Source organism: Nocardioides sp. 616 (genome assembly GCF_002930065.1).
Classification (GTDB): Bacteria; Actinomycetota; Actinomycetes; order Propionibacteriales; family Nocardioidaceae; genus Nocardioides; species Nocardioides houyundeii.
On sequence record NZ_POAG01000015.1, the window covers coordinates 37,957 to 61,561 of the forward strand.

A 23,605-nucleotide genomic window follows, 5' to 3' on the forward strand; every position below is an offset into this window, starting at 1 on the left:
GGGAGAGGGGCTGCGGATGCGACGCTTGGCAGCGGAGGTCTGGCCGGTCGTCCATGCGGAGCGGGATCGGCTGGCCGACGACCTGGCGGATCTGACCGAGGAACAGTGGCGAACCCCGTCGCTGTGCCCCGGCTGGGACGTCCTGGCGCACCTGGTGCACACCGCCAGGACCACCCGGCTGTCGTTCGCTCGCGACATGGTGATGGCGCGCGGGAGCTTCGACCGGGCCAATGACCGCGGGATCACCCGTCAGCAGCACGCCGAGCCGCGCGACACCCTGGCGTCCCTGCGAGCCGCCAGTGCCCTGACGCGCACGCCGCCGGCGAACTTGGCGACGCGTCTGGTCGAGGCGATCGTGCACGGGGAGGACATCCGGCGCCCGCTCGGGATAGACGGGGTCTACCCGCACCCGGCGACGATCGCGGCCCTCGGCTACCAGGTCCGGACGCCCGTCTCCTTCGGGGGAGGGCGGGAACGCGTGTCCGGTCTGAAGCTGGTGGAGGCCTCCTCCGGCACCAGCTGGGGCGACGGTCCCGAGGTGGTGGGCCCCGCCCTCGACCTGCTGCTCGCGGTGAGCGGTCGCCCGGTCGCCGCGGCGCGGCTCACCGGCGACGGCGCCCCGCGGCTGCTGGGGGGCGTGGCGTGACCCGGCTCAGCTCGAGGAGGCAGGGGGCTGCCAGCCGCCCTCGTCGCGGATCGAGCGCATGATCCGCTGGCTGATCTGACGCAGCTGCCTCTGCTGCGCCTGCGTCAGCGGATCGAGGACGAGCTGGTGGACGGTGGCGACGTGTCCGGGGGTGGCCTGATCCACCTTCTGCGACCCCAGGTCGGAGAGGGTCGCCAGGGTGTACCGCCCGTCGCTGGGGTCGGTCTCGCGCCGCAGCCATCCCTTGGTCTCCAGACGCGTGACCGCTCGGGAGAGCCGGGACAGGGAGCTGTTGGCATAGCCCGCCAGCACGCTGAGGCGCAGCGTCCGGTCGGGTGCCTGGGCGAGCGCGTAGAGGACGCCGTACTCGAAGTGCGTCAGCTCGGCGTCCCGCTGCAGCTGGGCGTCGAGCGCGGAGGGCAGCCACTCCAGCACGGTGGCCAGGGAGGCCCAGGTCTCGAGGTCCTCGCCGCTGAGCTCTGCGGGGGTGCTGGGGTCCGACATGGCAGCAGGCTACGGGATGTCACGCGGTGGTGATGACTTGATCAGGAAAGTCATCCCGCCTAGGGTTCGCTTGACTGAGCAAGTGAATCGTCTGCCCGTGGGGCAGCACTACCGAACCGGATGATGGGAAGACATGGATCTGCAACTGGCGGGCAAGTCGGCGTTCGTGAGCGGCTCGACGCAAGGAATCGGCTATGCGATCGCGCGGGGGCTGCTGCGAGAGGGCGCGTCGGTGGTGATCAACGGCCGGGACGCCGAACGGGTCCGCACGGCGGTCGCCACGCTGGAGGCGGAAGTGCCCGGCGCGGACGTCTCCGGGGTCGCCGCAGACTTCGCCGACCCGGAGCAGGTGTCGCGGCTGCTGGAGTCGCTGGGCTGTCTCGACATCCTGGTCAACAACGTCGGCCTGTTCGAGCTCCGCCCGTTCGCAGAGATTGCGGACGCGGAGTGGCAGCGCTACTTCGAGGTCAACCTGATGAGCAGCGTCCGGCTGTCGCGGCACGTGCTGCCCGGGATGCTGGCGCGGACCTGGGGCCGCATCCTCTTCGTCGGGAGCGAGTCGGGCGTGAACGTGCCGGCCGACATGCTGCACTACGGCGTCACCAAGGCCGGGATGCTGGCGCTCGCCAACGGGCTGGCCAAGCTCACCCGCGGCACCGAGGTCACGGTCAACACCATCCTCGGCGGACCGACGTACTCCGACGGGGTCGCGGGCACCGTCGCCCGGATCGCGGGGGACCAAGGCGTCCCCAGTGAGGTCCTGAAGGGCGCGATCATCGGCCAGAACCAGACCTCGCTGCTGGAGCGGTTCATCGAGCCGGACGAGATCGCCAACCTCGCGCTCTACCTCGCGAGCCCTCTCTCCGCCGCCACCAACGGAGCGGCGGTGCGGGCTGACGGGGGAGTGCTCACGGCGATGCTCTGAGCTGCCGGCGACGCCGCCGAAGCGGGGCTGCTAGGGCCGACCCGTGGTCACCCCGAACATCCCTGCCTGCCTGTCGGCGGCGTCACCGATCGTGGTCTTCAGGCAGGACCCGATGTCGCCGGCCGCGGACCAGCTGGGTGCCTGGGTCCAGTCGTTGATGCCGGTGGTGAGCATCGTGGCCGCCCCCAGCACGGTGCTGGCGGTGCCCATATGTTCTGAAGCCTTGTTCGCCCCGACGATCTCGAGCACCGTCCCGCCATGGTTGTTGACCCCGTTCAGCACTGCCCCTGCGGTGCCGTTGCCCGGCAGTGCCAGCACCGACGACCTGCCGCCGGAGGCCCAGCTGCTCGTGCAGTCGCCGAGCGAGTTCACCACGGTCCCGATGTTGTCGACGGTGGCCGAGTAGTTGTCGAAGACGCTCGTCACCGAGGAGGGCACGCCGACCGCTGAGAGGCCGGCGGAGATGCCCTGGGAGACCAGTGCGGTGAACTGCACCACGGCGTAGGCACCCGTGAGCAGTCCGAGCGCCATCGAGACGAAGGCGCCGACGATCCGCTGGCCGAGGTTGCTGAACCAGTTGCCCATCTGCTCCCAGACCGACAGTGAGTCGTAGTCAGCGCTCACGTCGCGCTGGCCGTCCATCACCACGACGGCGTCGTGTCCCTGTTCCTCGGAGGGCTTCGGGCTGTCGACGCCGTTCCAGTGGTTGAACTCGACCTTGGAGCTGCCGTCGAAGCTCACCGGCACGACGGTGCCCTTGGTGAAGCCGCTCGTTCCGCCGTTGGCGCTGGGACAGTTGGCGGGCAGCGCAACGTCCACGCGCTTGCCGGTGTTGAGCCCGAAGCAGTGCAGGGAGACGCCGACCTCCGGGGCGTTGGGGACCTGGCCCTGGGGGCCGACGGTGACCCGCCCGAGAGTGCCCGTGAAGGCACCGGTCGAGCCCTGGCTGCGGGTGCCCTCGAGCCGGAAGAGCTGCTGCCCGGCGCTGGAGAGACTCAGGCTCGGGGAGGTGTTGGCCGCAGCCGACAGCCCCGGGCAGCCAGGGTCGTCGTCGGCGACCAGGCCGGATGCCGGCGGGGCTCCCCGGGTGACGCGCGCCAGCGGGTCGCTGCCAGAGCCGTAGGTGGTGTAGCTCCCGAGGGGGGCGCGTCCACCGTGGGCCACCAGGGCGCTGCTCACCGGCAGTGGTGCGCAGTAGCTCAGGGTGACCTTCGGGACCAGCTCGTTGGTGCCGCCGTAGAGGTAGTAGTGGGCCTGGGCGGAGACGAGGTAGGTCACGAGCGGGTGGTAGGAGGCGTTGGGGTCGTACACCCCGTGCCGGCCACCCGCCACGCTCCACACCGGGACCAGCCCTGGCTTCGGGTTCGCGACGAGGCGGGCCCGCGCCCAGTTCGTCGGGTCGACCATGCCCGGAGGGCAGCTGGTCGAGACGACGCGGTAGCCGAAGCTGGCGGGACGCACAGTGACGTCGGGAGTCACGCACGTGTTGGACGTGTAGTGCGCGCTCACGACGTACTGGGCGCCGGCGCGGACGGTGCCGAGCTGTCCGCTGGAGTCGCTCGGCGTGGTGCCGGCCAGCGGTCCACGCTGGTCCCGGGTGGTGAACACCGCGTGACGCTGGCCGTAGGGGACTCCGAGGACCTGCGGGTCGGCCCGGACCTCGGCCTTGGTGCCGACCAGGGCCCAGGCCACCCGGGAGTCGGTACGTCGCTCGAGGGTGTTGGTGCTCGCCGGCTCGGCGCTCTCGACGACGGGTGCCGTGCTGGAGATGTTGGTGTCCGGCCGGGCCGGGCAGGCGCTCGCCTCGGACAGCCGCAACCGGGGGTCGCTGCCCCGCTGCACCGGGTGGTCCAGCACGAGCGCGACCGGGGCGCAGGAGATGTGCGCGAAGGAGGCGCCGTACCGGACGGGTCTGCCGCCAGCCTTCTCGGGCGCGGGCACGGTGACCACCTGGGTCGCCGGCTGGTACGCCGAGGCGGCGGGCCGGGTGCCTTGGATGGTCGGCGCGAGCAGGGTGGCCGCGTCGCCGGGGAACGCGTTGTGCCAACGTCCCAGGAAGAAGTACTGGTCCGCGTGCGGCGGCGGCTGCGCGGTCCCGTCGTTGGACGGCGTGACCTTCAGGGTCAGGCTGGTGGCGGCCAGGAACCCGGCCGCCCCCGTGGCGGTCCGGCAGGCGCCGCTGGGATCCTCGAACGCTCCGTAGAAGCGGCTCATCTGCGTCTGCTGGACGCGGGTCGCGATCGATCCGGACACGACGGTGAGCCTGCCTCCCGGTCCGGCGCCGGTCTCGACCGCGGTGCAGGCGTGGACGTCGCGGTAGCGGGGGTAGACCAGGGAGTCCTTGGTGGCCGTCAGCGACGCCGTGACCCGGACGCCGGGCATGAAGGTCGGGTTCGACACCGTGGCGCCGACGACGTCGAGCACCCGGTGCCGGTCGTCGGGGGAGATCTCCAGCTGCACCGGCGTGCCGACGGCGTAGCGGGCCTTGCCCTGGCTGAGCAGGTGGTAGTCCCACACCCCGCCGCGGGGGTCTTCGCAGGTGGGCGTGGTCAGGGCCCGCATCGAGCCGAAGATCGCGGCCTGCGACGCGGCGTCGAACCCCGGCGCGTCGCGCTCGGTGCCCAGGCGCACGGTCACGCAGACGGGCGCCCACTTCAGCACCGCGCGGAGCACGAGTCCGGCGCTCGCGGGCATGGTGAACGTCGCTCCTGCATCTGCCCTCGCGGAAGCGGCTGCCCTCGCGGAGGCGTCTCCGGTGCCCTTGCGGGCGGCCTCCCAGTGGTCCATCCGGTAGTTGGCCAGCGCGGGGTCCTTCAAGGCGGCGGAGAAGTCGGCCGTGAGCGGCTGCCCCTCCACGAACCCGGGCTGTCCGGACACGTTGCAGGGGGTGCCGCTCAGGGTGGGCGGGGTCGCTGACGGGGGCTGCAGACCGTTGGTCGCGGCGTACTCCGTGCCCAGCGAGCTCACCGGCAGGCAGTGCGGCGGGCGCGGCACGTGCCTCCAGGCCTCGCTCCCAGCCACGTCGTCGGTGCGGGGGACGAAGGTGGTGACCAGCACCTCGTCCTGGCCGGTGTAGTAGGGGTTGATCGTTCCGCGGTCGGGGGCCGGGAACGTACAGGTGCCGAGTCCCGCGTCGGCGGTGCACAAGACGGTGCGGCCGTTCCCGATCGAGACCGTCACCGTGCCAGCCGTCGACGTGCCGGAAGGCGAGCCGGTCACCTGCCAGGTTGCGGTCACGTCCTCCCCGACGACCCACTGGTCCGGGTCGGGGCCGAAGGCGGCGGTGATCTCGGTGTAGGGCCGCACGGTCGGCACGCTGCCGGTGCCGATCGACATGGCGTGGTGGGCGTCGCCGCTGTAGAGCAGGGAGACGTACGCCGAAGGCGGTTGGAGCGAACCTGCTGGGAACTCGCACGCTGCAGTGCCCAGCTCACTCAGGTCGCAGGTAAGGGTGCGACCCGAGATCGACATCGTCAGGCTCCCGGTCGGCGCCGGGAGGCTGGGATGAGCGGTGTCGGCCTGCACCCGCACGTCCGGGCGCCAGGGACGGAACACGTTGACGGGGTCGCCGGCGACCAGGGTGAGGGTGGTGTCGGCCCGCCAGACGTAGACCCGGGCCTCGGCGCTTCCGGCTCCGAGGTCGGCACCGTCACCGCCGGTGGTGACGCGGTAGGTCACGTAGTCCGCGACGGCGGGCACCAGCTCGAGGTCGACGTGGTCGTCCTCCAGGCCGATGACGCCGGTGGCCAGCGCCTGACCGGTCGGGTCGGTCACCGTCACCTCGAGCGGTGAGGAACGCAGGTCGGCAGGAAGCTCGTCGAGCCCCACGCGCAGGGTCATCACCTGCCCGAGCTGCGGCGAGCTCGTGCGCGAGGTCAGCCTCAGCGGCGTCGGTCGGGGCGCCACGGTCAGCGTGAGCACCTGCGAGACCCCGGGCTGCACCGTCGGCCCGTAGTCGAACCGGGCCTGCAGGAGCAGGGCACCCGCATGGCGGGGAGTCAGCTCGATGTCCAGCGAGCGGGCGTCGTTGGTGGGCCAGGTGCCGGTGGCCAGCACCTCGCCCGCAGCGTCGACCAGGCTGACGAGGGACCCCGGACGGACGGCCGAGCTGGCGAGGGGGTGTCCGGCCGTGACGGTCACCGTGAGAGGGGTGCCGACGACCGGCGCGTCCGGGGTGGTCAGGACCACCTCAGGTGCGGTCGGGTGCGCCACCGTCACCGAGGCGGTGGCCGCAGCGCTGGCAGCCAGGCCGGTGCCGGCGCCCGGCACGAACCGGGCGCCCAGGTCGTACCGTCCGGGCTGCTGCCTGCCCAGCGGGAGCTGCGCGACGCCGCTGACGACGTCGACGGCGGACTGCTCGGTCCCGTCGACCGAGAAGACGACCGTGCCCTGCGGGTCGGGATCGGTGGTGGAGGCCACGGAGGCCGTGAGGGTGAGCGGGTCGTCGAACGCGATGACCGCCGGGAGCTGGGCCAGCGTGGTGGTGGTGACCTGCAGCGGCAGCCGTACGTCGGGCACCGCCCCGTAGGTGCGAGGCGCCCAGCGCTCGTCACCGGCGTACTCCAGGATCAGCCGGTCGGCGCAGAAGCAGATGCCCGCCTGGCCGGTGAACGCGATGGCGGCGGCGCCCTCGACGAGCCGCGCGGTGCCGACCGTGGTGCGGGTCTCCTCGTCGACGAGGAGGACGGTGCCGGTGAGGGCGCCGTCGAAGCGGACCTGCAGGGTCGCGTCGCCGACGGTGGGGGTGTCGTTCCAGGTGAGGTCGGGCCTGGGGGGCGTGGTGCGGGCAACCGCGACGGTGGTGGTGACCGAGGCGGCCTCGTACCGGCGGTCGGGGTCCAGCTCGATCCGGAGGGTGGTCTCGCCCGCGACGAGCGGGGTGAAGGTGACCAGCCCGGCCCCGTCGGCGAGCGTGCCGCTGCCGATCGTGGTGCCGCCCGCGGTCTCGATCACCCGCAGTCGGCCGTTGCCCTCGTTGCTGCCGGCGACCACGAGGGTGCTCTCGCCGCCGAGCTCGGCGATCGTGCCCAGGCCGACGGAGAGGGTGACAGGCACCTTCGGGACCACGACCGTGACCGGGGCGGAGCGGCTCGGAGCGGTGCTGGCCGAGCCGACGACGTCGACCGTGAGCACGTGGCTCCCGACGTCCAGCGGCGCGGAGAACGCCGTGTAGCCCGGCAGGTCCAGGGTCTTGGTCTGCAGCACGGTGTCGCCGTCGAGCAGTCGTACATCGGACCGGCCGACGCCGGTGAACCGGGCGAAGACCTCGACGTCCTGGCCGTAGGTGATGGGCTGCACCGGGTCGATCGTGACGCTGGTGCCGCTCGCCACCACGTGCGCCACGATGGTGGTCGACGAGTCCGCCCAGCCGGTCGTCGGGTGGGTCTCGATGGTCAGCGTGTGCGCGCCGAGGGCGAGAGCCGGCGCCTGGAGGGTGCCGCGTCCGTTGAAGACGAACGCATCGGTCAGCAGCTCGCCGTCCTCCAGCAGCCGCACAGTCGCGAAGCGCACGGGCCCGACGGCGTCCACGACGTCGGCCTGGACGACCAGCGGGGCACCGGCCTCGGCCTTGAGGACCGTGCCCGTGGTGGTCGTGGCGAGGTCCTCGGTGGTGATCTGCTGCGACTGCAGCGTGAAGCCGAAGAGCTCGTCACCCGAGTAGGAGGCCTCTACCGAGGCGGCCTCCAGGGACGCGATCTCGAGCTGGGCCGCACCGCCCGCGATCGGCTGCGTCTCCTGTACCGGGTTGCCCTTGGCGTCGAAGGTGGTGAAGGTGATCGTGCCCGTCGCGTCGGCCGGGTCGCTCCCGGCCGGAGAATGGAGCGTGGCCGTCACGGTGACGCGGTCGTGCAGGCGGACCGGACCCGGCGCCGTGATCTCCAGCGAGGTCTCGACCGAGACGACCTGTTCGAGGGGGCGCGACGAGGCGGCGCTGTCGCCGTCGGTCAGCACGTACTCGGCGACCAGCTGGCGCCGGCCCGGAGAGAGGTCGCGGAGCGTGATCGCGGCACGCCCGGACGCGTCGAGCGTCTCGGCGGTGCCGACGACGCGGGTGCCGTCGAGCACCCGCACGCTGCCGGCTGGGACGGTCGCGGTCGAGGTGACCCGCACGTCCACCACGACCGGGTCGCTGTGCTGCGCGGGGTTGGTCCGGGAGCTCAGGGACATCTCGAGCACGACGGGGGCGGTGAAGTCGCTCTGGAAGGCACCGGCGTCGCACCGCTCGCCGTACGGCCGCAGGGTGTCGAGCTGATCGGCGTACCCACAGAGGGCCTGCTCGCCGAGCCCGATCGCGTTGGAGCCCTCGAAGAGCCGGATCGTGGGGGTCGGCCGGTTGCTGCTGCTCAGGTCGCCCGGCGCCGTCGCCCGGGTCAGGTGCCCGGTGGTGCCGTGGCAGCTCCCGGTCGGGTCGAGGTTGCCGGTCGGCTGGCCCTTGGCGACGTTGTCGCAGGCCACCGCCGGTCCGTCGTCCGGCACGTCGACGATGCTGTTGGTGAGCTCGACGGGGTCGCCGGATCCGGCCACCCCGCCGCCGCCGACCACGGTGGCGTGCTGCACGTAGGCCGTGCCGGTGCTGAACAGCGCACCCCCGGTGGCGCCGGTGCCCGTGTCGCGCACCGAGGTGGAGTTGCTCCACGCCAGCTCGCCGGCGGCCACGGCACCACCGCGTCCGGACCTGGCCCGGTTGTCGGCGAAGGTGCTCTGGTTCACGTCGACCTGTCCCGAGGAGGCGACCGCGCCCCCGTCGGTGCCCGTGGTGACACCGTCGGTGCCGCTCACGTTGTCGCGGAAGACCACCTGGTTGAGCGTCACCCGGACGCCGTCGTCGGCCAGCAGCCCGGCCCCCGGACCGACACTGCGTCCGCCGACCACGGTGATGCCGCTGAGCTGGGTGCCCCAGGCCGCAGGCGTGGAGGCGGCCGCGTGCAGGGCCCGCCCTGAGTGCTGCGCGTCGAGCACGACGTCGTGGCCGGCGGCGTACAGGTTGACCCCGTCGTGCAGCTCGAGCACCCCTGCCAACAAGACGGTGCCCTCGAGGTCGAATCGCACCGAGACCGAGCCGTCACTGCCGGCCAACCGGTCGTACGCCGTCGCGAGCGCGGCGCGGACGCCACACGGTGCGCTCCGGGTGCTGCAGTCGGTCGCGGGATAGGTCAGGGAATCGTCGAGGGTGTTGACCAGGAGCGGGTTCGTGCCGGGTTCCTCATCGACGGGTTCATCGACGGGTTCGTCGACGGAGGCGGATGGACTGTCCGCCCCGTCGGCGGCGTTGGCGGCGAATGCCATGCCGCTGAACGAGAAGGACTGCAGGGCGATGCTGAGGACCGTCAGCACCGCGGTGCTCGCCAGCCTCCGACGGTCCCAGAAGTGCGGGGCGCGGCGGGCGCGCCTCGCCTCGACCCCGACGCCGTATGAGGGGCGGGGCAGCAGCGGCGACCCCGCGATGAGGCCCACGACCGCCAGGGTCAGACCGACCGCCGCCTCGAGCAGAGCGGTGAACGCGAGCAGGAAACCGATCACCGTGCCGGTCGGCAGCGAGGAGGCCTGCACCGAGGCTCCCAGAGCACCGAGCGCCCACGCGGTGACCGCGAGCGCGAGCAGCGAGCCGGCGACTCGGGCTCGTGCGGGCCACGAGGTCGACCACGCGTCGCGCACCGCGCCGAGGACCGCGTGCCGTCCGAGGACCGAGGCCGTGACGACGGCGCCCAGCACGACCAGTGCCAACGCGGGCGCGAAGGGGACGGCGAGCCACAGGTGGCGGCGAGCGAGGGGGCGCGTCGCGGGTGCCGCCAGACCCACCAGGAGCAGCAGCAGCGCCGCCAGGTCGACGTACTGCCACCAGCGCACCGAGATGAAGAGGGCTGCCATCAGGACAGGAGTCAGCACGGTGAGTCTGGGAAGGGCCCGCCAGGCGTCTCCCCAAGCCTGGGGCAGACGGACGGGCCAGCCGGAGCAGGCGTCGCGGGCCAGGACGGCGACCACGCTCGCGCCCATGAGCACGCCGACGACGGTCGCCAGTCCGAAGAGAGCGAAGGGTGCCACGCCGATGCCGAACGCGCCGGCTGGTGAGGTGCTCGGAGTGATCCTCAGGTGCGGGAGGGCGAGCTGCAGGCTGGCCAGCACCAGGAGGACAGCGACACCCAGACCCCCCAGGGCCGCGAGGGGGATGCGCCAGGAGAGCGCCTTGAGATGGGCCGCCTTGAGATGTGTGGAGTGCTGCACAGTGCTCCGCCGCTCGCGTAGGACCGCTCTGCGGGAGCGGGACAACGCCTGCGCGTCGCTTCGGCTCACCCTGAGCCATCACCGGCGCGCATGACGCGGAAGCCGGCGATACTGCCCGATCGGACGAGATGTGCAGGCACATCGGCCAGCGCATAGTCCTTCCGGACCATGACGGACGTTGCCGCTCGCCGCCTGAAGCGGAGGACCATCAAGAGGCCGAGGCATCGCGAAGTCGTCGCCGAATCGGCAACTCCTTGCCTGATGACGTATGGTTCATCTTGTTGAAGGGATGGCTCCTAGAGCTGTCTTGGCCGCACACCATGTCGCGGCTTGTATCTCGTACTCCTGGTTTTCGGTTCGCTGGACATCAGCTCAGTTTGGATGTCTTCAGCGGCCCGCGGAGCACAGTGCTCCCCGGTACCGAACAAAGGAACAGATCATGGCACAGGGCACCGTTAAGTGGTTCAACGCTGACAAGGGCTTCGGCTTCATCGCTCAGGATGGTGGCGGCGAGGACGTGTTCGTCCACTTCTCCGCGATCCAGTCCGGTGGCTACAAGTCGCTCGACGAGAACCAGAAGGTCGAGTTCGACCTCGCCCAGGGCCCCAAGGGTCCCCAGGCTGAGAACGTCCGCGTCTCCTGATTTAACTCCGAAGAGCCCCGACCGCCATGCGGTCGGGGCTCTTCGTGCGTTCAGGCGCTTCCGCCCCGCTCGTGCTCAGGGGATGACTCGGGCGTCGCGGTACTGCTGGGCGTAGTCGAAGAACGTCTTCCGGGAGTCGCGGGTCGCGGAGAAGCCCGCGGCGCGGCTCTTGTTCATGTCGGTGACGACCTCGATCTCGCGCCCGAGGTCGGCGTCGGTGTGCCACCAGGACGCGACGCGGGACAGGTCCGGCTCGACCAGGTCGTACTTGGCCGCCATCTCGCGCCACAGCGGCTCCGTGCCGGCCATCGAGACCTCCAGGGTGCGCGGCGCACCGGCGTACCCCTCCCACTCCAGGTCGAACCAGGCCGCGATCTGGGGCCACAGCCAGCGCCACCGGAAGACGTCGCCGTTGGCGGTGTTGAACGCCTGGTTCCGACCCGCCGGCGTCCGCGCGGCCCACGTCATCTGCTCGGCGAGCAGGCCGGCGTCGGTGACGTCGGTCAGCGAGTTCCACTGCTTCTCCGAGCCGGGGAAGACGAAGGGCAGGTGCTGCTCGCGGCACAGCGAGGCGTAGGCGCACAGGGTGGCGACCATGTTCATCGCGTTGCCGGTGGCGAACCCGAACACCGTGTGGGAGCGGTGCACGCTCCAGGTGAACCCGTCGCGCTCGGCGGCGGCGAAGAGCTCGTCCTCCTGGGCGTAGTAGAAGTTGGGGTAGGGCAGCCGCTCCTCGTCCTCGTGGAACGGGGTGTCCGGCATCGCGCCCTGGCCGTAGGCCTCGAAGGGGCCGAGGTAGTGCTTGAGCCCGGTCATCAGGGCGACGTGCTGGAGCGACCGGCCCGGGGACAGCGCCGCCAGGAGGTCACGCACGGCGCCGCCGTTGACCCGGATGTTCTCGGACTCGGTCTCCATCCGGGTCCACGCGGTGATCGCCACGAACTCCGGTGTCACGTCGGCCAGCGCTGTGGCCAGCCCCGTGGGATCGCCGAGGTCGGCACGGACAGGGCGTACGTCGGGGTGGGGCGTCGAGCCGCTGCGTGAGAGGCCATAGGTCTCCCAGCCGTCCTCGAGGAGTCGCCGGGCGACGGACTGCCCCACGATTCCGGTGGCTCCGACGACCAGGGCGCGCCCCGGTGAGGTGGTTGTCGACTCGGACATGGAGGTCCTCTCGCGTTGGGGGTCGGTCTACGACTCTAGGGTGGTCTGGACCACTTTGGCCTTTGCACCCGGCCCGACATACGGTGCTCCGGCCGGCGTTACCGGGAGGGGCGGCGTCGGCGCCGGGGTGTCACACGCCGACACCCGGAGGTCTCCGCACACCCACGGTCCCATGTCCCTCCCCGCTTCCCCCGGCTGCAGCCCCTCGGACTCGCACACCTCGGGAAGGTTCCTCTCTTGTCACGCCTCAGCGCCACCTTGGCGCTCACTCTCGTCGGCTCCATCGCCACCGTCCTGGCCGGGGCGACGCCGGCCCAGGCTGCCGTGCCGACGCGTCCCTTCGACCACTACGTCGCTCTCGGCGACTCGTTCACCGCGGGCCCGTTGATCCCGCCAACCAGCCTGGCGCCGTGCGCGCGCTCGACCAACAACTACCCACGGATCCTGGCCGATCGGCTGGGCGTGGAGCTCACCGACGTCTCGTGCTCCTCGGCCCGCACCGAGCACATGACCACCCCGCAGGAGGGGATCCTCGGTACCGCGCCGCCGCAGTTCGACGCGCTGCGCCCCGACACCGACCTGGTCACCCTCGGCATCGGCGGCAACGACGGCGGCCTCTTCGGCACGCTCATCGACCGCTGCCCCGAGGTCATGGAGACCGACCCGAACGGGTCGCCATGTCAGGACGAGTTCACCCAGGGCGGCGTCGACCTGATGGCCGCCAAGATCGTCAAGACCAAGCAGGACGTGCTCGGCGTGCTCGACGGCATCCGCGAGCGGTCGCCGTACGCCGAGGTGGCGGTCGTCGGCTACCTCCGCCTCATGCCGGAGAGCGGTTCGTGCACCAACGGCGCGGTCCCGATGACGCCCAAGGACATGCTCTGGGCCGACAGCCTCCAGCGCCAGCTGAACACCGCGCTGGCCGAGGCCGCGGCGGACCGCGGCGCGAAGTACGTCGACCTGTACGGCCCCTCGCGCGGCCACGACGCCTGCGCGGGCGAGGACGCCTGGGTGCAGGGCAAGTGGATCGACATCCTCAAGGCGATGGAGTACCACCCGTTCGCCTCCGGCATGGAGGCCGGCGCCAAGATCGTCTACGACACCCTCTTCGGCACCGACCTGGCCCGTGGTCAGCAGGTCCAGGCCTCGGGCACCGAGCACGGATTCGCCCCGTCGTACGCCGTGGACAACGACACCGCCACCCGCTGGGCCAGCGGCGAGTGGGCGGACGGCGCCTGGCTGCAGGTCGACCTCGGCGCCCGCCGGTCGGTGGACCGGGTGGTGCTCAACTGGGAGAAGGCGCACGCCTCGGCCTACCGGATCGACGTCTCCGACGACGGCGCCACCTGGCGCACTGTGTGGGAGACGATCAACGGCGACGGCGGGCACGACACCGCCGCCTTCGACGCCACGCAGGCCCGCCACGTCCGAGTCAGTGCCGCCAAGCGCGCGACGCGCTACGGCATCTCGCTCTTCGACCTGGAGGTCTACGGGTCGGTGGGGTACCCCGACTCCGGCACGGGAGCCGGCACGGGATCCACCGGCGGGCAGGCGACCGAGACCGGCGCCGGTGCCACGACGGAACCACGACGCGTCGCCGGCACCGTGCTGAGCGCACCTGGAGCCGACCGGATCCGGGTCCGGCTGGCCGACGGGAGCAAGGCCGTGGTCAAGCTCGTCGGGGTCAAGCAGCCCCGCTCGTCGTGTCGTCCCGCCGCCCGGAAGGCGGCCCGGAAGGTGCTGAAGCAGGGCACCAAGGTGGTCCTGGTCCGCGACGCCCGAGCAACCGGCAAGCGCGCATCGAGCCGCTACGTGATGGTGGGCGGCAAGGACCTGGGGAAGCGACTGGTGCGCGGCGGTCACCTGCGGGTGGCGAAGGGGTCCTTCACCAAGCGCAAGGCCTACACCAAGGTGCAGCGCGCCGCGCGGACCCATGGGCGCGGCTCGTGGGGCGGCTGCCGCTGACCTGAGAGCGACGGACTCCTCGGCCAGGTCAGCCGCGACCTGGCCGAGGAGGCGCGTTGCCCGGCCCTGCGTCAGCGCGCCCAGGTGGAGGTGAACCAGTGCACGGCCCCGGTCTCCGGGTCGTAGCTGCGCCGCGGCAGGGTGCCGATGTCGGCGCCGTAGACGTGGATGCCGATCACCGGCTCGGCGCCGCTGCTCTCGGGGGAGGCGCTGACCCGGCACGAGCGCAACGAGCTTCGCAGGCAGCTGAGTCAGGCCTCCTTGGACAGCGACGAGGTCAGCGACCAAGGCCCCTAGTCTTCGGACATGAACGCACGGGGGCTCGGACTGATGGTGACGGCGCTGTTGACTGCGCTGCTGACAACACTTCTCGGGGGCCAGGCCGCCACGGCGACTTCTCTCGAAGCTGCGGCACCTGCTGACCAGAGGCCGCGCTTCCTGGAGGACTACCCCAGCTTCTCGCCCAACGGGGACGGGGACCATGACCGTCTCGAGGTCGGGTACCAGCTCCGCGTCGGCGCTGTCGTCCAGATCCGGGTGGAGCCGCGCACCGAGGTTGCGCCGTTCACCGTCGCGCTCGGGTGGAAGCCAGCAGGCCGCCACACCTGGACGTGGAACGGGCGGACCCCACAGGGGAGGCTCGTGCCGGAGGGCTCGTACGAGGTCCACCTTCTGACGCCACAGGGTCGCGCGGAGTCGTTCGCGTTCTTAGACCTGACGTTCGAGGCAGGGGTATTCGTCTCGGAGCGCTTCGGCGCCCCTCGCGACCAGGTCTCCAAGGTCTACCCGCGCTCGGTCGCCGTCCGGGACGGCGTACGCCTGTTCGTCGGCCAGGCTTCCGACGGTGAGGTGCGAAGCGGTGTCGTGACCTTCCGCAACGCGTCCGGTGGCGTCGTACTGCGCCGTGACCTGCGTTCCCTGGACCGGGACGACGAGCTGGTCTGGGAGGGTCGCGACAGTCGGGGACGCCCGCTGCCGCCAGGTCGCTACCTCGCCACTGTGTCGGGGGTCGACAGGCTGGGCAACGAGGGCGCCAGCAAGCCGCTGCGGCTGTGGGTCTCCCAGGATCGGCTGGTGTGGCGTCAACGGACCCGGGTGCTGGCGGCGCAGAAGGCGTGGACCCCGCCCTGCAGCGGCAGTACGACTCCCGAGTGCCAGATGACCGTCCCCCGTGGGGAGGTGACGCCCAGTGTCCGTCTCGCGGGCGGACTGACCCACCGGGCTGAGCCGAGCCAACCCCCCTTCATGGGGAGCGCCCGATCACACCACTTCCTGGCGGTGCCGAAGGCAGTGCGCGGGGTGGACGCCATCCGGGTCGCCTTCGCCGGTGAGCCGACGATCCCGGGCGGGACCGACGTCGGCCACCTCTCCGCGGGAGCGGGCGGGCCGGGAGCCAAGGCCATGGTGTCCTCCGACAGCACCGGACGAACGCGATGGGTCGAGGACCCGGTCCATGGCGACGGGGTCGAGCACTCGGACCGCGAACGCCGGCGACTGCCGGGCGCTTACTGGGAGTTCTGGACCGAAGGGGACGACGCGTTCGACGTGGGCACCTTCACGGTGAGCCTCCGCTACCTGGCCGTCGCCGGGTAGCCAGCCCTGGCCACCCGGCTCGCACCCAGCCAGCTCCAGCTTCTGTGGCAGGGTCAGCCGACGGACAGGCACGCTCGTCCTTGAAACAAAGGAACTCGCGCGGGTGGACACAGCCCGTTCAGGCGCGCGCCGCGGCGACCTCACGACGTACGGCGGGGGCCACCTCCGCCGCGAACAGCTCGGTGGTGGCGGTGTCGTCGGAGGCGAGGATGAACCCGCTGGTGCCGTAGGTGAGGGCGACGTCGGTGAGCTCCTCGACCCACTGCTCGGGCGGGCCCTGGAGGACGCCAGTGCTGGTGCGGGCGAAGCTGCCGGCGATGTTGAGGAAGCGTCGTACCGCACGGGGGGCCCGCCCGGCGGACTCGGCGGCGTCGTCGATGTACGCGTTCATGGCGGCGAGCTCGGCGACGCCGCCGGGCAGGTACTGCAGGGACGGCAGCCAGCCGTCGGCCATCCGGCCGGTGACGCCCAGGATGCGGGGTTTGTACGCCCCGATCCAGATGCCGGGCTGGTGGGCCGGCGCCGGACCGCGCTTGGCGCCGCTGACCGAGTAGTGGGTGCCGGTGACGCTCAGGCCGCCCGGCTGGTCGGTGTCCCAGATGCCGCGGATGATGCTGACCGCCTCCTCCAGGGCCGCGATCGACTCGCCAGCGGTCCGCCTAGGTCCTCCCATGGCCTCCACGCCGTCCCAGAAGGCGCCGGCGCCGATGCCGAGCTCGACGCGTCCGCCGGAGAGCAGGTCGGCCGTGGCGACGCTGCGGGCGAGCACTGCGGGCGGGCGCAGCGGCAGGTTGGTCACGTTTGCGCTGAGGTGGATCCGCTCGGTACGGGCCGCGGCGTAGGCGATCAGGGTCCAGGTGTCGTGGAACTTCGCGACGTACGGGTGGTCCTGGAAGGTGACCAGGTCCAGGCCGGCCCGGTCGGCCACGATCGCCTGCTCCACCGCGTGGTGGACCGGCTGGTTGGTCGGGGTGACGAAGGTGCCGAAGAGCAGGTCGTGCCCGTAGTCGGTCATGCGAGGCTCCTGGTGGGTGAGGTGGCGAGGTTGAAGTTGTCGCGGAACAGGTTGGTCGGGTCGAGCTCGGCCTTCAGGGTCCGCAGTCGGGCCAGGGTGGCCGGCGGGAACGCCTCGAGGAGGCGGTCGGGGCCGGTGTCGGTCTCGAAGCTGAGGTAGCTGCCGGACAGGTGCGGCCGGAGCTGGCCCCAGGCGCGGTCGACGCGCTGGGCGTTGGCGCCCATGGCGACGATGGAGAATCGGGCGTCGCGGTGTGCGAAGGCCGTCGCGTCCCAGGCCACGTCGGCGACCGCCCCGCCCATGCTGCGCAGCTGGAACCAGTGCACCGCGCCGCTGGCGAGCAGCCGCGCGCTCGCGGCGGCGACCTCGGGCGTGAGCTCGGTGACCAGCCCGGACCGGGAGACCGGCTCGCCGCGTCCCTGGTGCGGCGCGTCGGGGAACATGTTCATCACCGCGGCGTACGGCGCGATCACCACCTGCTGCTGGACCAGCGGCGCGATCTCGGCGAACGGCTGGAGCTGCGCCACGACGACGTCGGGGTCGTCGGAGGCGACCATCGCCATGATCTGGGCGACCCCGGAACCGCCCATGATCAGGTTGGGGGTGGTCTCCCGTGGGGCGGCGTCGGTGACGCGACCGAACTCCTCGAGGAACGCTGCCGGGTCGTCGACCCGGAAGGCGAGCTGGGCCCAGCCGATGTCGGGCACCTCGTCAACGATGAACTCGAACGACGTGACGATGCCGAAGTTGGCGCCGGCGCCGCGGACGGCCCAGAACAGCTCGGGGTGCTCGGTGTCGCTGGCCCGTACGACGGAGCCGTCGGCCAGCACCATCTCGACGGCGCGCAGGTGGTCGATGGTCAGACCGTGCTTGCGGCCGAGGAACCCGATGCCACCGGCGGTGGCCAGGCCGCCGACCCCGACCCCGCCGTAGTCGCCCGAGCCGAGCGCCCAGCCGTGGGGCTGGAGGGCGCTGGCGACGTGCTTCCACCGCGCGCCGGGCCCGACGCGGACGAGTCGACGGGATGCGTCGAGGACCTCGATCGCGTCCAGGGCGCCGACGTCGATGACGAGGCCGCCGTCGTTGGTGGAGCGACCGCTGATGCCGTGACCGCCGCTGCGGACTCCCAACGGCAGGTGCTGGTGGCGCCGGGCGACCCCGACGGCCTCCACCACCTCGGCCGGGCCCTGAGGTCGGAGCACCAGCCCCGGGCTGCCGCCGCGCAGGTACGTCGATCGGAGGCCCGCGTACGCAGCGTCGCCGGGTTCCACCGCGGTCCCGGCCAGCACGTCGGGCAGCCCGTCGTAGTCGATCCCGGGACGGCGGTGCGCCGGGATGTCGGATCGGACTGCCCGTCCGTGCTGCGTCATGGTGCGCCTCTTCTTTGCCGGTCCTGGGTGGCTCAGGCTGCGCGCCGGGCCGCCAGCGCAGCTCCGGTCTCGATGGCAGCTTCCTCGGCGCTCTTGCGCATCATCGCCGCCAGCTCGGCGAACTCGTCGAGAGCGGGGTTGATGCCGACGAGGGTGAACTCGCGCTCGATCAGCGTCAGGTCCGCGCCCCACAGGTCGACCAGGATCCGACGCAGGTAGTCGGTGCTGTGGTCCCAGCCTTCGCGCGGGGTCCCGGCGCCGTAGGCGCCGCCGCGGGTGACCACCAGAGCGGTCGGGGTGCCCTCCAGCAGCCGGGCGCCCTGCGGGGCGCCGGCCAGCGCCAGGTCGATCCAGGACTTCACGTGCTGGGAGACGCCGAAGTTGTAGAGCGGGAGCGCGAGCACGGCCGTGGTGGCCTGCTGCAGCTCCTCGGCCAGCTGCTGCGCGAGGGCCAGAGCCTGGTGCTGCGCGTCAGTGCGGTCCGTCTCCGCGGTGGCGCCGCCGACGACTGCCGACGCCCAGGCCTCCGCGGGCAGCGGGTCGCGGCCGAGGTGGCGGCGTACGACGGGGGCGTCGGGGTGCGCGGTGGTGAGCTCGGTGAGGACGAGGTCGCCCAGGGCGCTGCTGGCGGAGTTGTCGCCCTGGATGGAGGAATCGACACGAAGGATGGACACGGGAGGCTCCTGACGAGGGGGCGCGAGGATCGACCCCGCTTGAATGTTCAAGTCACACGGTAGCCGCTGTGACTTGAACATTCAAGCCCCGCGCTATCCTGGGTACGTGACCGCAGAGAACGAGAGCCGGATCCACTCGGCCCAGGAGGACGAGCCGTGGCTGACGACCGAGCAGCAGCGCGAGTGGCGCTCGCTCGTGGCACTCCTGATGACCCTTCCGGCCGCCCTGGACGCTCAGCTCAAGCGCGACGGTGGAGTGAACTCGTTCGAGTACCAGCTGCTCGCCGCCTTGGGGGAGGCGCCCGAACACAGGGTGGTCCTGAGTGACCTGGCCCTGCTCGCCCAGGGATCGCTCTCGCGGATCTCGCACGCCGTGACGCGGCTCGAGCGCGCCGGCTGGGTGCAGCGAGGGTCCTGCTCCGTGTCCGGTGCTCGGCGCACGGAGGCCCTGCTCACCGAGGCAGGGATGGCCAAGCTCGAGGAGATCGCACCGGGCCACGCCCGCGAGGCGCGCCGACTGGTGATTGACAGACTGACACCAGAGCAGCTCGCTGCTCTGGGCGAGGCGGCTCGGACGATCGCCGTGGCGTGCGCCGAAGGCGGGCCGCCCGAGTGCCGCGAGCGGATCCCCGACTGCTGAGGGCCGCGGGATAACGTGAGGCGTGTTTCACGTGATGTTCCTCGAGCCCCGCATCCCGCCCAACACGGGCAACGCGATCCGGATGGTCTCCGGTACCGGCGCCACCCTGCACCTGGTCGAACCGCTCGGCTTCGACCTCGAGGAGTCCAAGCTGAGGCGCGCGGGCCTGGACTACCACGACCTGGCCTCGGTCGAGGTGCACCCTGACCTCGACACCGCGCTGGCCGGCGAGGCGCTAGCTTCCTCGAGGGTGTTCGCCTTCACCGCGCACGCGACGCGTTGGTACACCGACATCGAGTTCCAGCCCGGCGACGTGCTCCTCTTCGGACCGGAGCCGACGGGCCTCCCGGACCAGGTGCTGAACCACGGCCGGGTGACGGAGCGGCTCCGGATCCCGATGGTGCCGGGCCGTCGCTCGCTCAACCTGTCGAACTCCGCGGCCGTGGTGACCTACGAGGCCTGGCGGCAGCACGGGTTCCCGGGCGCGCACTAGTCCCGGCGACGGATCTCACCTGCTCCCGCGCGTCCGGAGCGGAATAGACCCCCGCCCCCGGGCCGTTGCCACACCATGACTGCGACCCCCATCTCGATCCTCGACCTCGCCCAGATCGCAGCCGGAGGCAGCGCCGCCGACAGCTTTCGGGCCAGCGTCGAGATCGCCCAGCTCGCGGAGCGCAGCGGCTACCGTCGCGTCTGGTACGCCGAGCACCACAACATGCCGACCATCGCGTCCTCGGCGACCGCCGTACTCATCGCGCACGTCGCGGCGCACACCTCGTCCATCCGCCTGGGGGCCGGCGGGGTGATGCTGCCCAACCACTCCCCGCTGGTGATCGCCGAGCAGTTCGGCACGCTGGCGACGCTGCACCCGGACCGGATCGACCTCGGCTTGGGCCGTGCCCCCGGGAGCGACCAGAACACGATGCGTGCCCTGCGCCGGGACCCTAGGTCGGCCGAGTCGTTCCCCAGCGACGTCCAGGAGCTGCAGGGCTACCTGACCGGCAGGTCGCAGATCCCCGGCGTCGAGGCCGTCCCGGGCACCGGGACGAACGTGCCCCTCTACATCCTCGGCTCCTCGCTCTTCGGGGCCCAGCTGGCAGCCGCGCTGGGTCTGCCCTACGCCTTCGCCTCGCACTTCGCGCCGCAGGCCCTGCAACAGGCCGTGGCGACGTACCGCCGCAGCTTCCAGCCGTCCGAGCAGCTCGCCGAGCCCTACGTCATCGCCGGCGCCAACGTGGTCGCCGCCGACTCCAGCGAGGAGGCCCACGCGCTGCTGCGGGAGTCCCAGCGACTGCGGGTCAGCCAGCTCGTCGGCCGGGGCCGTACCTTCAGCGACGCCGAGGCCGACGCCGTCCTCGACTCGCCGTCGGGCCAGCAGATCAAGCAGATGAGCCACTACACCGCCGTGGGCAACCCGGACGAGGTCCGCGAGTACCTCGACAAGTTCGCCGTGCACGCCGACGCCGATGAGCTGATCGTCGCCTCGATGGCGCGCAGCACCGAGGCGACGCTGCGCTCCTTCGAGCTGCTGAGCCAGGTGGCGGACCTGGCGGGGTGACCGCCGGGCGAGATGCTGAGTACCCGTGCGGATGCTCCCCCCGCGACGTCGCGATGAGACTGCCCGCATGACCTCCTCACGCGAGAACAAGCCCGTCGGTACCCGCGCCCAGCACGCCGCTCGACTCGGAGGGGCTGCCTTCCTCCTCGCGCTGGTCGCGGCAGGGATGTGGTTCGCCTGGCTCGGCTGGGACCAGGAGTACTACCTGGTCGACGGCGAGCGGCAGGGTCCCTACCGTCCCTGGCAGGTCCTCGGGTGCGCGCTGTCGGTCGTGGTCGCCGCAACGCTGGCCCTGCTCTGGGTGCGGCCGGCGGGGGCGGACCGGAGCGGCAGAGGGGCGGTCCCGGTGCTCTCGGCAGCAGCGGTGGTCGGTTTCGCGGTGCCCTGGGCGGTGGATGCCGCCACCTCCGACGACTCCGGCCTGTGGGTCGTCGGCCTGCTCTTCCTGCTTGTCGGCGGGGGCCTCGGGCTCACCGTCCTGTTGGGGATCGCGGCGGTCGCCAGCCGGCGCCGCTGACAGGGGGCCACGGCGTCCCTCGTGGGCCCCACCTGGGTGTTCGTATGCTCGGCGGTGGTCGCGCTGGCGCTGCTGCTCTCGGGACTGCTGATGCCGGCCGACCCACGCACCCAGGAGGATTGAGCACGTGGACGTTCGTGTAGGGCTGTGCGGGTGGACGGTCTCGCAGTCGTCGTACGTGCGCCGCTTCCCGGTCGTCGAGGTGCAGCACACCTTCTACGAGCCGCCGTCCGACGCCCTGCTGGCGCGCTGGCGTGCGCAGGTGCCGCCCGGCTTCGAGTTCACGATCAAGGCCTGGCAGGTCGTCACCCACGAGTCCAACAGCCCCACCTACCGGCGCATGAAGCAGCCGCTGCCGGCCAGTGCCCGGGGCCAGGTCGGGGCGTTCCGTACGACGCCTCCGGTGCTCGCGGCCTGGCAGCGGACCCTGGAGTGCGCCCGCGTCCTGCAGGCCACGGCGGTGCTGCTGCAGTGCCCGAAGAGCTTCCGGCCGACGGCCGACAACGTCGCACGGCTGAGGACCTTCGTCTCGCAGGTGGAGCGGCCGAGCGGGCGGCTGCTCTGGGAGCCCCGCGGTGAATGGCCCACGCAGCTGCTCACCGAGCTGTGCGCCGAGCTGGACCTGGTCCACGTGGTCGACCCGATGCAGACCGAGACGGTGACGCCGGAGCAGACCTACTACCGGCTGCACGGCACCACGGGCTCGCGGCACGTCCACACCGAGGACGAGCTGCGCCGGCTACGGGACCTCGTCGACGGTCGCCCGTCGCCCTACGTCATGTTCAACAACCTGCCGCGCACCGGGGACGCGGAGCGGCTCCTCAGCCTTGCTCAGGCTTCAGGGTCAGCGTGAGGCCACCGGTGGCGCCGGACCCGAGGTCGACGAGGACCAGGCCGGACTTGGGTTTCGGCACCGAGCCGGTGGCGACCGGCACTGACTGGTTGACCGTGGCGCCGCCGTAGCAGTCACGGGAACAGGTATTGGCCAGGCGGACGGCCCAGTCGCCTCCCGTGACGGTGACGTCACTGGCCGCCAGCCGGACCCTGCCGGGCTTGCTCGCGACCACGCGGACCCAGAACCGCTCGCCAGGATCTGCCGACTCGAGGCGCAGCGGCGGCCCACCGACCACCAGGGTGGCGGTGCGGTACGAGCGCAGACGCAGGGTGCGCTCCTGGTACGGCGCGTCCCCGTCCGAGGCCACCACCAGGCGGTAGGTGCCGGCCTTCGCCGGGTCGCCGGGAGCGGGGGGCAGCCAGTAGTTGGCGCCGTACTCCCACCACTCCTCGTCGGAGTCGAGGTAGGTCCGGGCACCCCTGGGGAGCTTGACCGTCAGCACGTGCTCCCGACCGCTCCCCGACGCCAGGGTCACCGGCGGGCCGTCGAGCTCGATGGCGTGGGGGAGGGCGCTGCTGGCCTCGACCCGTGCATCGGAGCCGAAGGTGAGCCCGACTCGGGTGCCGCGCCGCAGCGCGGGGTCGTCGGGCTCGAAGTAGGTGTCCCAGGTGGCGAGCCGCGGCAGCCCGCGCTCGACGGAGAGGCCGCCGTGATGGAAGTTCGCCAGCTCGTTGCCCACCAGCATCCTGGCGGCGCTGATCTCGTGTCCTCCGGCGTCGCGACCGGTGAGCTTCAGCCGCCCGGTGCGGGGGACTCGGATCCAGGCCACGTCGAGGAACCCGCGCTCGGGCTTCTCCAGCACGACGGGCTCCCCGTCGACCGGGACCTGCTGTCCGCGCAGCTTCACGAGCTGGACGCGGAGCGGGCGGTCCGCGGTCCCGCAGGCGGAGTCGCCCTGGAACCGGATGGTCGCCCGACCGGCCGTCCGCACCCGGAAGACGTGGGACTTGTAGGTCTGCTTCTGGGTCCGGGAGCCTCGCCTGTCGGTCAGCGTCAGGCGCCCCGAGCACCAGGACCCCTGGGCCCTGGTGGTGACCGTGACTTCGTCGCCGCGGCTGGCCCGGAAGGTGATCGCGCCCTCCTGACGGTAGGCGAGCCGCACCGGCCCGTCGCCGTACGCGCGGAACACCTGCTTGACCGGAGGTCGCGGGGCGGCTGCCGCCGCCGAGGCACCGATCCCGCCCCCGGGGGTCCCCGCCAGGGCGGCCCCGCTCGACGCGATCAACGACAGGACGACAGCGACAATCGCTCGGCGCATGGCTCCCCCACCAGTGCG

General features: G+C 71.8%; 18 protein-coding genes. 10 read left to right on the forward strand and 8 right to left on the reverse strand.

The features are described 5' to 3' along the window. Positions 1-16 precede the first annotated feature (16 nt). The gene (locus C5H89_RS06055; protein ID WP_104106156.1) at positions 17-646 is read left to right on the forward strand and encodes a maleylpyruvate isomerase family mycothiol-dependent enzyme; all 630 of its coding nucleotides are present in this window, start codon (positions 17-19) and stop codon (positions 644-646) included. 6 nt (positions 647-652) lie between these two features. Here the strand turns inward: C5H89_RS06055 and C5H89_RS06060 are convergent, their stop codons facing one another. Then, positions 653-1,150: a MarR family transcriptional regulator gene (locus C5H89_RS06060; protein WP_104106157.1), complete on the reverse strand. Its 498-nt coding sequence runs from the start codon at positions 1,148-1,150 to the stop codon at positions 653-655. Between the two features lie 133 nt (positions 1,151-1,283). On the opposite strand from C5H89_RS06060, the gene C5H89_RS06065 reads away from it, so the two are divergent. Beyond that, on the forward strand, positions 1,284-2,075 hold the full coding sequence (locus C5H89_RS06065; protein WP_104106158.1) for an SDR family oxidoreductase: 792 nt from the start codon (positions 1,284-1,286) through the stop codon (positions 2,073-2,075). A 30-nt stretch (positions 2,076-2,105) separates the two neighbouring features. On the opposite strand, the gene C5H89_RS06070 is transcribed toward C5H89_RS06065, so the two are convergent. Next, positions 2,106-10,298, reverse strand: a complete 8,193-nt coding sequence (locus tag C5H89_RS06070) for an Ig-like domain-containing protein (RefSeq protein WP_162799246.1) — start codon at positions 10,296-10,298, stop codon at positions 2,106-2,108. A 439-nt stretch (positions 10,299-10,737) separates the two neighbouring features. Here C5H89_RS06070 and C5H89_RS06075 point away from each other — a divergent pair, with 439 nt between their 5' ends. After that, the gene (locus tag C5H89_RS06075; protein WP_101523180.1) at positions 10,738-10,941 is read left to right on the forward strand and encodes a cold-shock protein; all 204 of its coding nucleotides are present in this window, start codon (positions 10,738-10,740) and stop codon (positions 10,939-10,941) included. A 75-nt stretch (positions 10,942-11,016) separates the two neighbouring features. Here C5H89_RS06075 and C5H89_RS06080 read toward each other — a convergent pair whose 3' ends face one another. Then, on the reverse strand, positions 11,017-12,102 hold the full coding sequence (locus C5H89_RS06080; protein ID WP_104106160.1) for an SDR family oxidoreductase: 1,086 nt from the start codon (positions 12,100-12,102) through the stop codon (positions 11,017-11,019). A 237-nt stretch (positions 12,103-12,339) separates the two neighbouring features. Between C5H89_RS06080 and C5H89_RS18870 the strand changes: the two genes are divergently transcribed. Continuing rightward, positions 12,340-14,067 carry a discoidin domain-containing protein gene (locus tag C5H89_RS18870; protein ID WP_162799247.1) on the forward strand — a complete coding sequence of 576 codons (1,728 nt, stop codon included), beginning with the start codon at positions 12,340-12,342 and terminating at the stop codon, positions 14,065-14,067. A 71-nt stretch (positions 14,068-14,138) separates the two neighbouring features. On the opposite strand, the gene C5H89_RS18875 is transcribed toward C5H89_RS18870, so the two are convergent. Beyond that, the gene (locus tag C5H89_RS18875; RefSeq protein WP_162799236.1) at positions 14,139-14,297 is read right to left on the reverse strand and encodes a hypothetical protein; all 159 of its coding nucleotides are present in this window, start codon (positions 14,295-14,297) and stop codon (positions 14,139-14,141) included. A gap of 76 nt (positions 14,298-14,373) precedes the next feature. Here C5H89_RS18875 and C5H89_RS06090 point away from each other — a divergent pair, with 76 nt between their 5' ends. Then, positions 14,374-15,660 (forward strand): FlgD immunoglobulin-like domain containing protein, encoded by a 1,287-nt coding sequence (locus tag C5H89_RS06090; RefSeq protein WP_162799248.1) that lies wholly within the window; start codon positions 14,374-14,376, stop codon positions 15,658-15,660. Positions 15,661-15,778: 118 nt separating this feature from the next. Here C5H89_RS06090 and C5H89_RS06095 read toward each other — a convergent pair whose 3' ends face one another. Genes C5H89_RS06095 through C5H89_RS06105 form a run of 3 tightly spaced genes read right to left on the reverse strand, consistent with a single transcriptional unit; the run spans position 15,779 to position 18,719 of the window. Next, positions 15,779-16,675, reverse strand: coding sequence for an LLM class flavin-dependent oxidoreductase (locus C5H89_RS06095; protein WP_104106162.1), 897 nt, complete (start codon positions 16,673-16,675; stop codon positions 15,779-15,781). After that, the gene (locus C5H89_RS06100) at positions 16,672-18,045 is read right to left on the reverse strand and encodes an FAD-binding oxidoreductase (RefSeq protein WP_104106163.1); all 1,374 of its coding nucleotides are present in this window, start codon (positions 18,043-18,045) and stop codon (positions 16,672-16,674) included. Before C5H89_RS06100 ends, C5H89_RS06095 begins: the two co-directional genes overlap by 4 nt. 32 nt (positions 18,046-18,077) lie before the next feature. Continuing rightward, on the reverse strand, positions 18,078-18,719 hold the full coding sequence (locus C5H89_RS06105) for an NAD(P)H-dependent oxidoreductase (RefSeq protein ID WP_104106164.1): 642 nt from the start codon (positions 18,717-18,719) through the stop codon (positions 18,078-18,080). A 106-nt stretch (positions 18,720-18,825) separates the two neighbouring features. On the opposite strand from C5H89_RS06105, the gene C5H89_RS06110 reads away from it, so the two are divergent. The 5 genes from C5H89_RS06110 (at position 18,826) to C5H89_RS06130 (ending at position 22,287) form a co-directional block, all read left to right on the forward strand. Beyond that, positions 18,826-19,359, forward strand: a complete 534-nt coding sequence (locus tag C5H89_RS06110; protein WP_205304891.1) for a MarR family transcriptional regulator — start codon at positions 18,826-18,828, stop codon at positions 19,357-19,359. A 22-nt stretch (positions 19,360-19,381) separates the two neighbouring features. Then, a complete protein-coding gene (locus C5H89_RS06115; protein ID WP_104106165.1) occupies positions 19,382-19,852 on the forward strand; it encodes a tRNA (cytidine(34)-2'-O)-methyltransferase in 471 nt (156 codons plus the stop codon). A 75-nt stretch (positions 19,853-19,927) separates the two neighbouring features. Continuing rightward, complete coding sequence (locus C5H89_RS06120; protein ID WP_104106166.1) at positions 19,928-20,917, forward strand: LLM class flavin-dependent oxidoreductase; 990 nt, start codon at positions 19,928-19,930, stop codon at positions 20,915-20,917. 67 nt (positions 20,918-20,984) lie between these two features. Then, positions 20,985-21,434, forward strand: a complete 450-nt coding sequence (locus C5H89_RS06125; protein WP_104106167.1) for a hypothetical protein — start codon at positions 20,985-20,987, stop codon at positions 21,432-21,434. Positions 21,435-21,561: 127 nt separating this feature from the next. Continuing rightward, entirely contained in the window at positions 21,562-22,287 is a 726-nt protein-coding gene (locus C5H89_RS06130) for a DUF72 domain-containing protein (protein ID WP_205304892.1), read from the forward strand. Here the strand turns inward: C5H89_RS06130 and C5H89_RS06135 are convergent. Then, positions 22,256-23,587: a hypothetical protein gene (locus C5H89_RS06135; protein ID WP_162799249.1), complete on the reverse strand. Its 1,332-nt coding sequence runs from the start codon at positions 23,585-23,587 to the stop codon at positions 22,256-22,258. The genes C5H89_RS06130 and C5H89_RS06135 overlap by 32 nt on opposite strands. Positions 23,588-23,605: the final 18 nt, after the last annotated feature.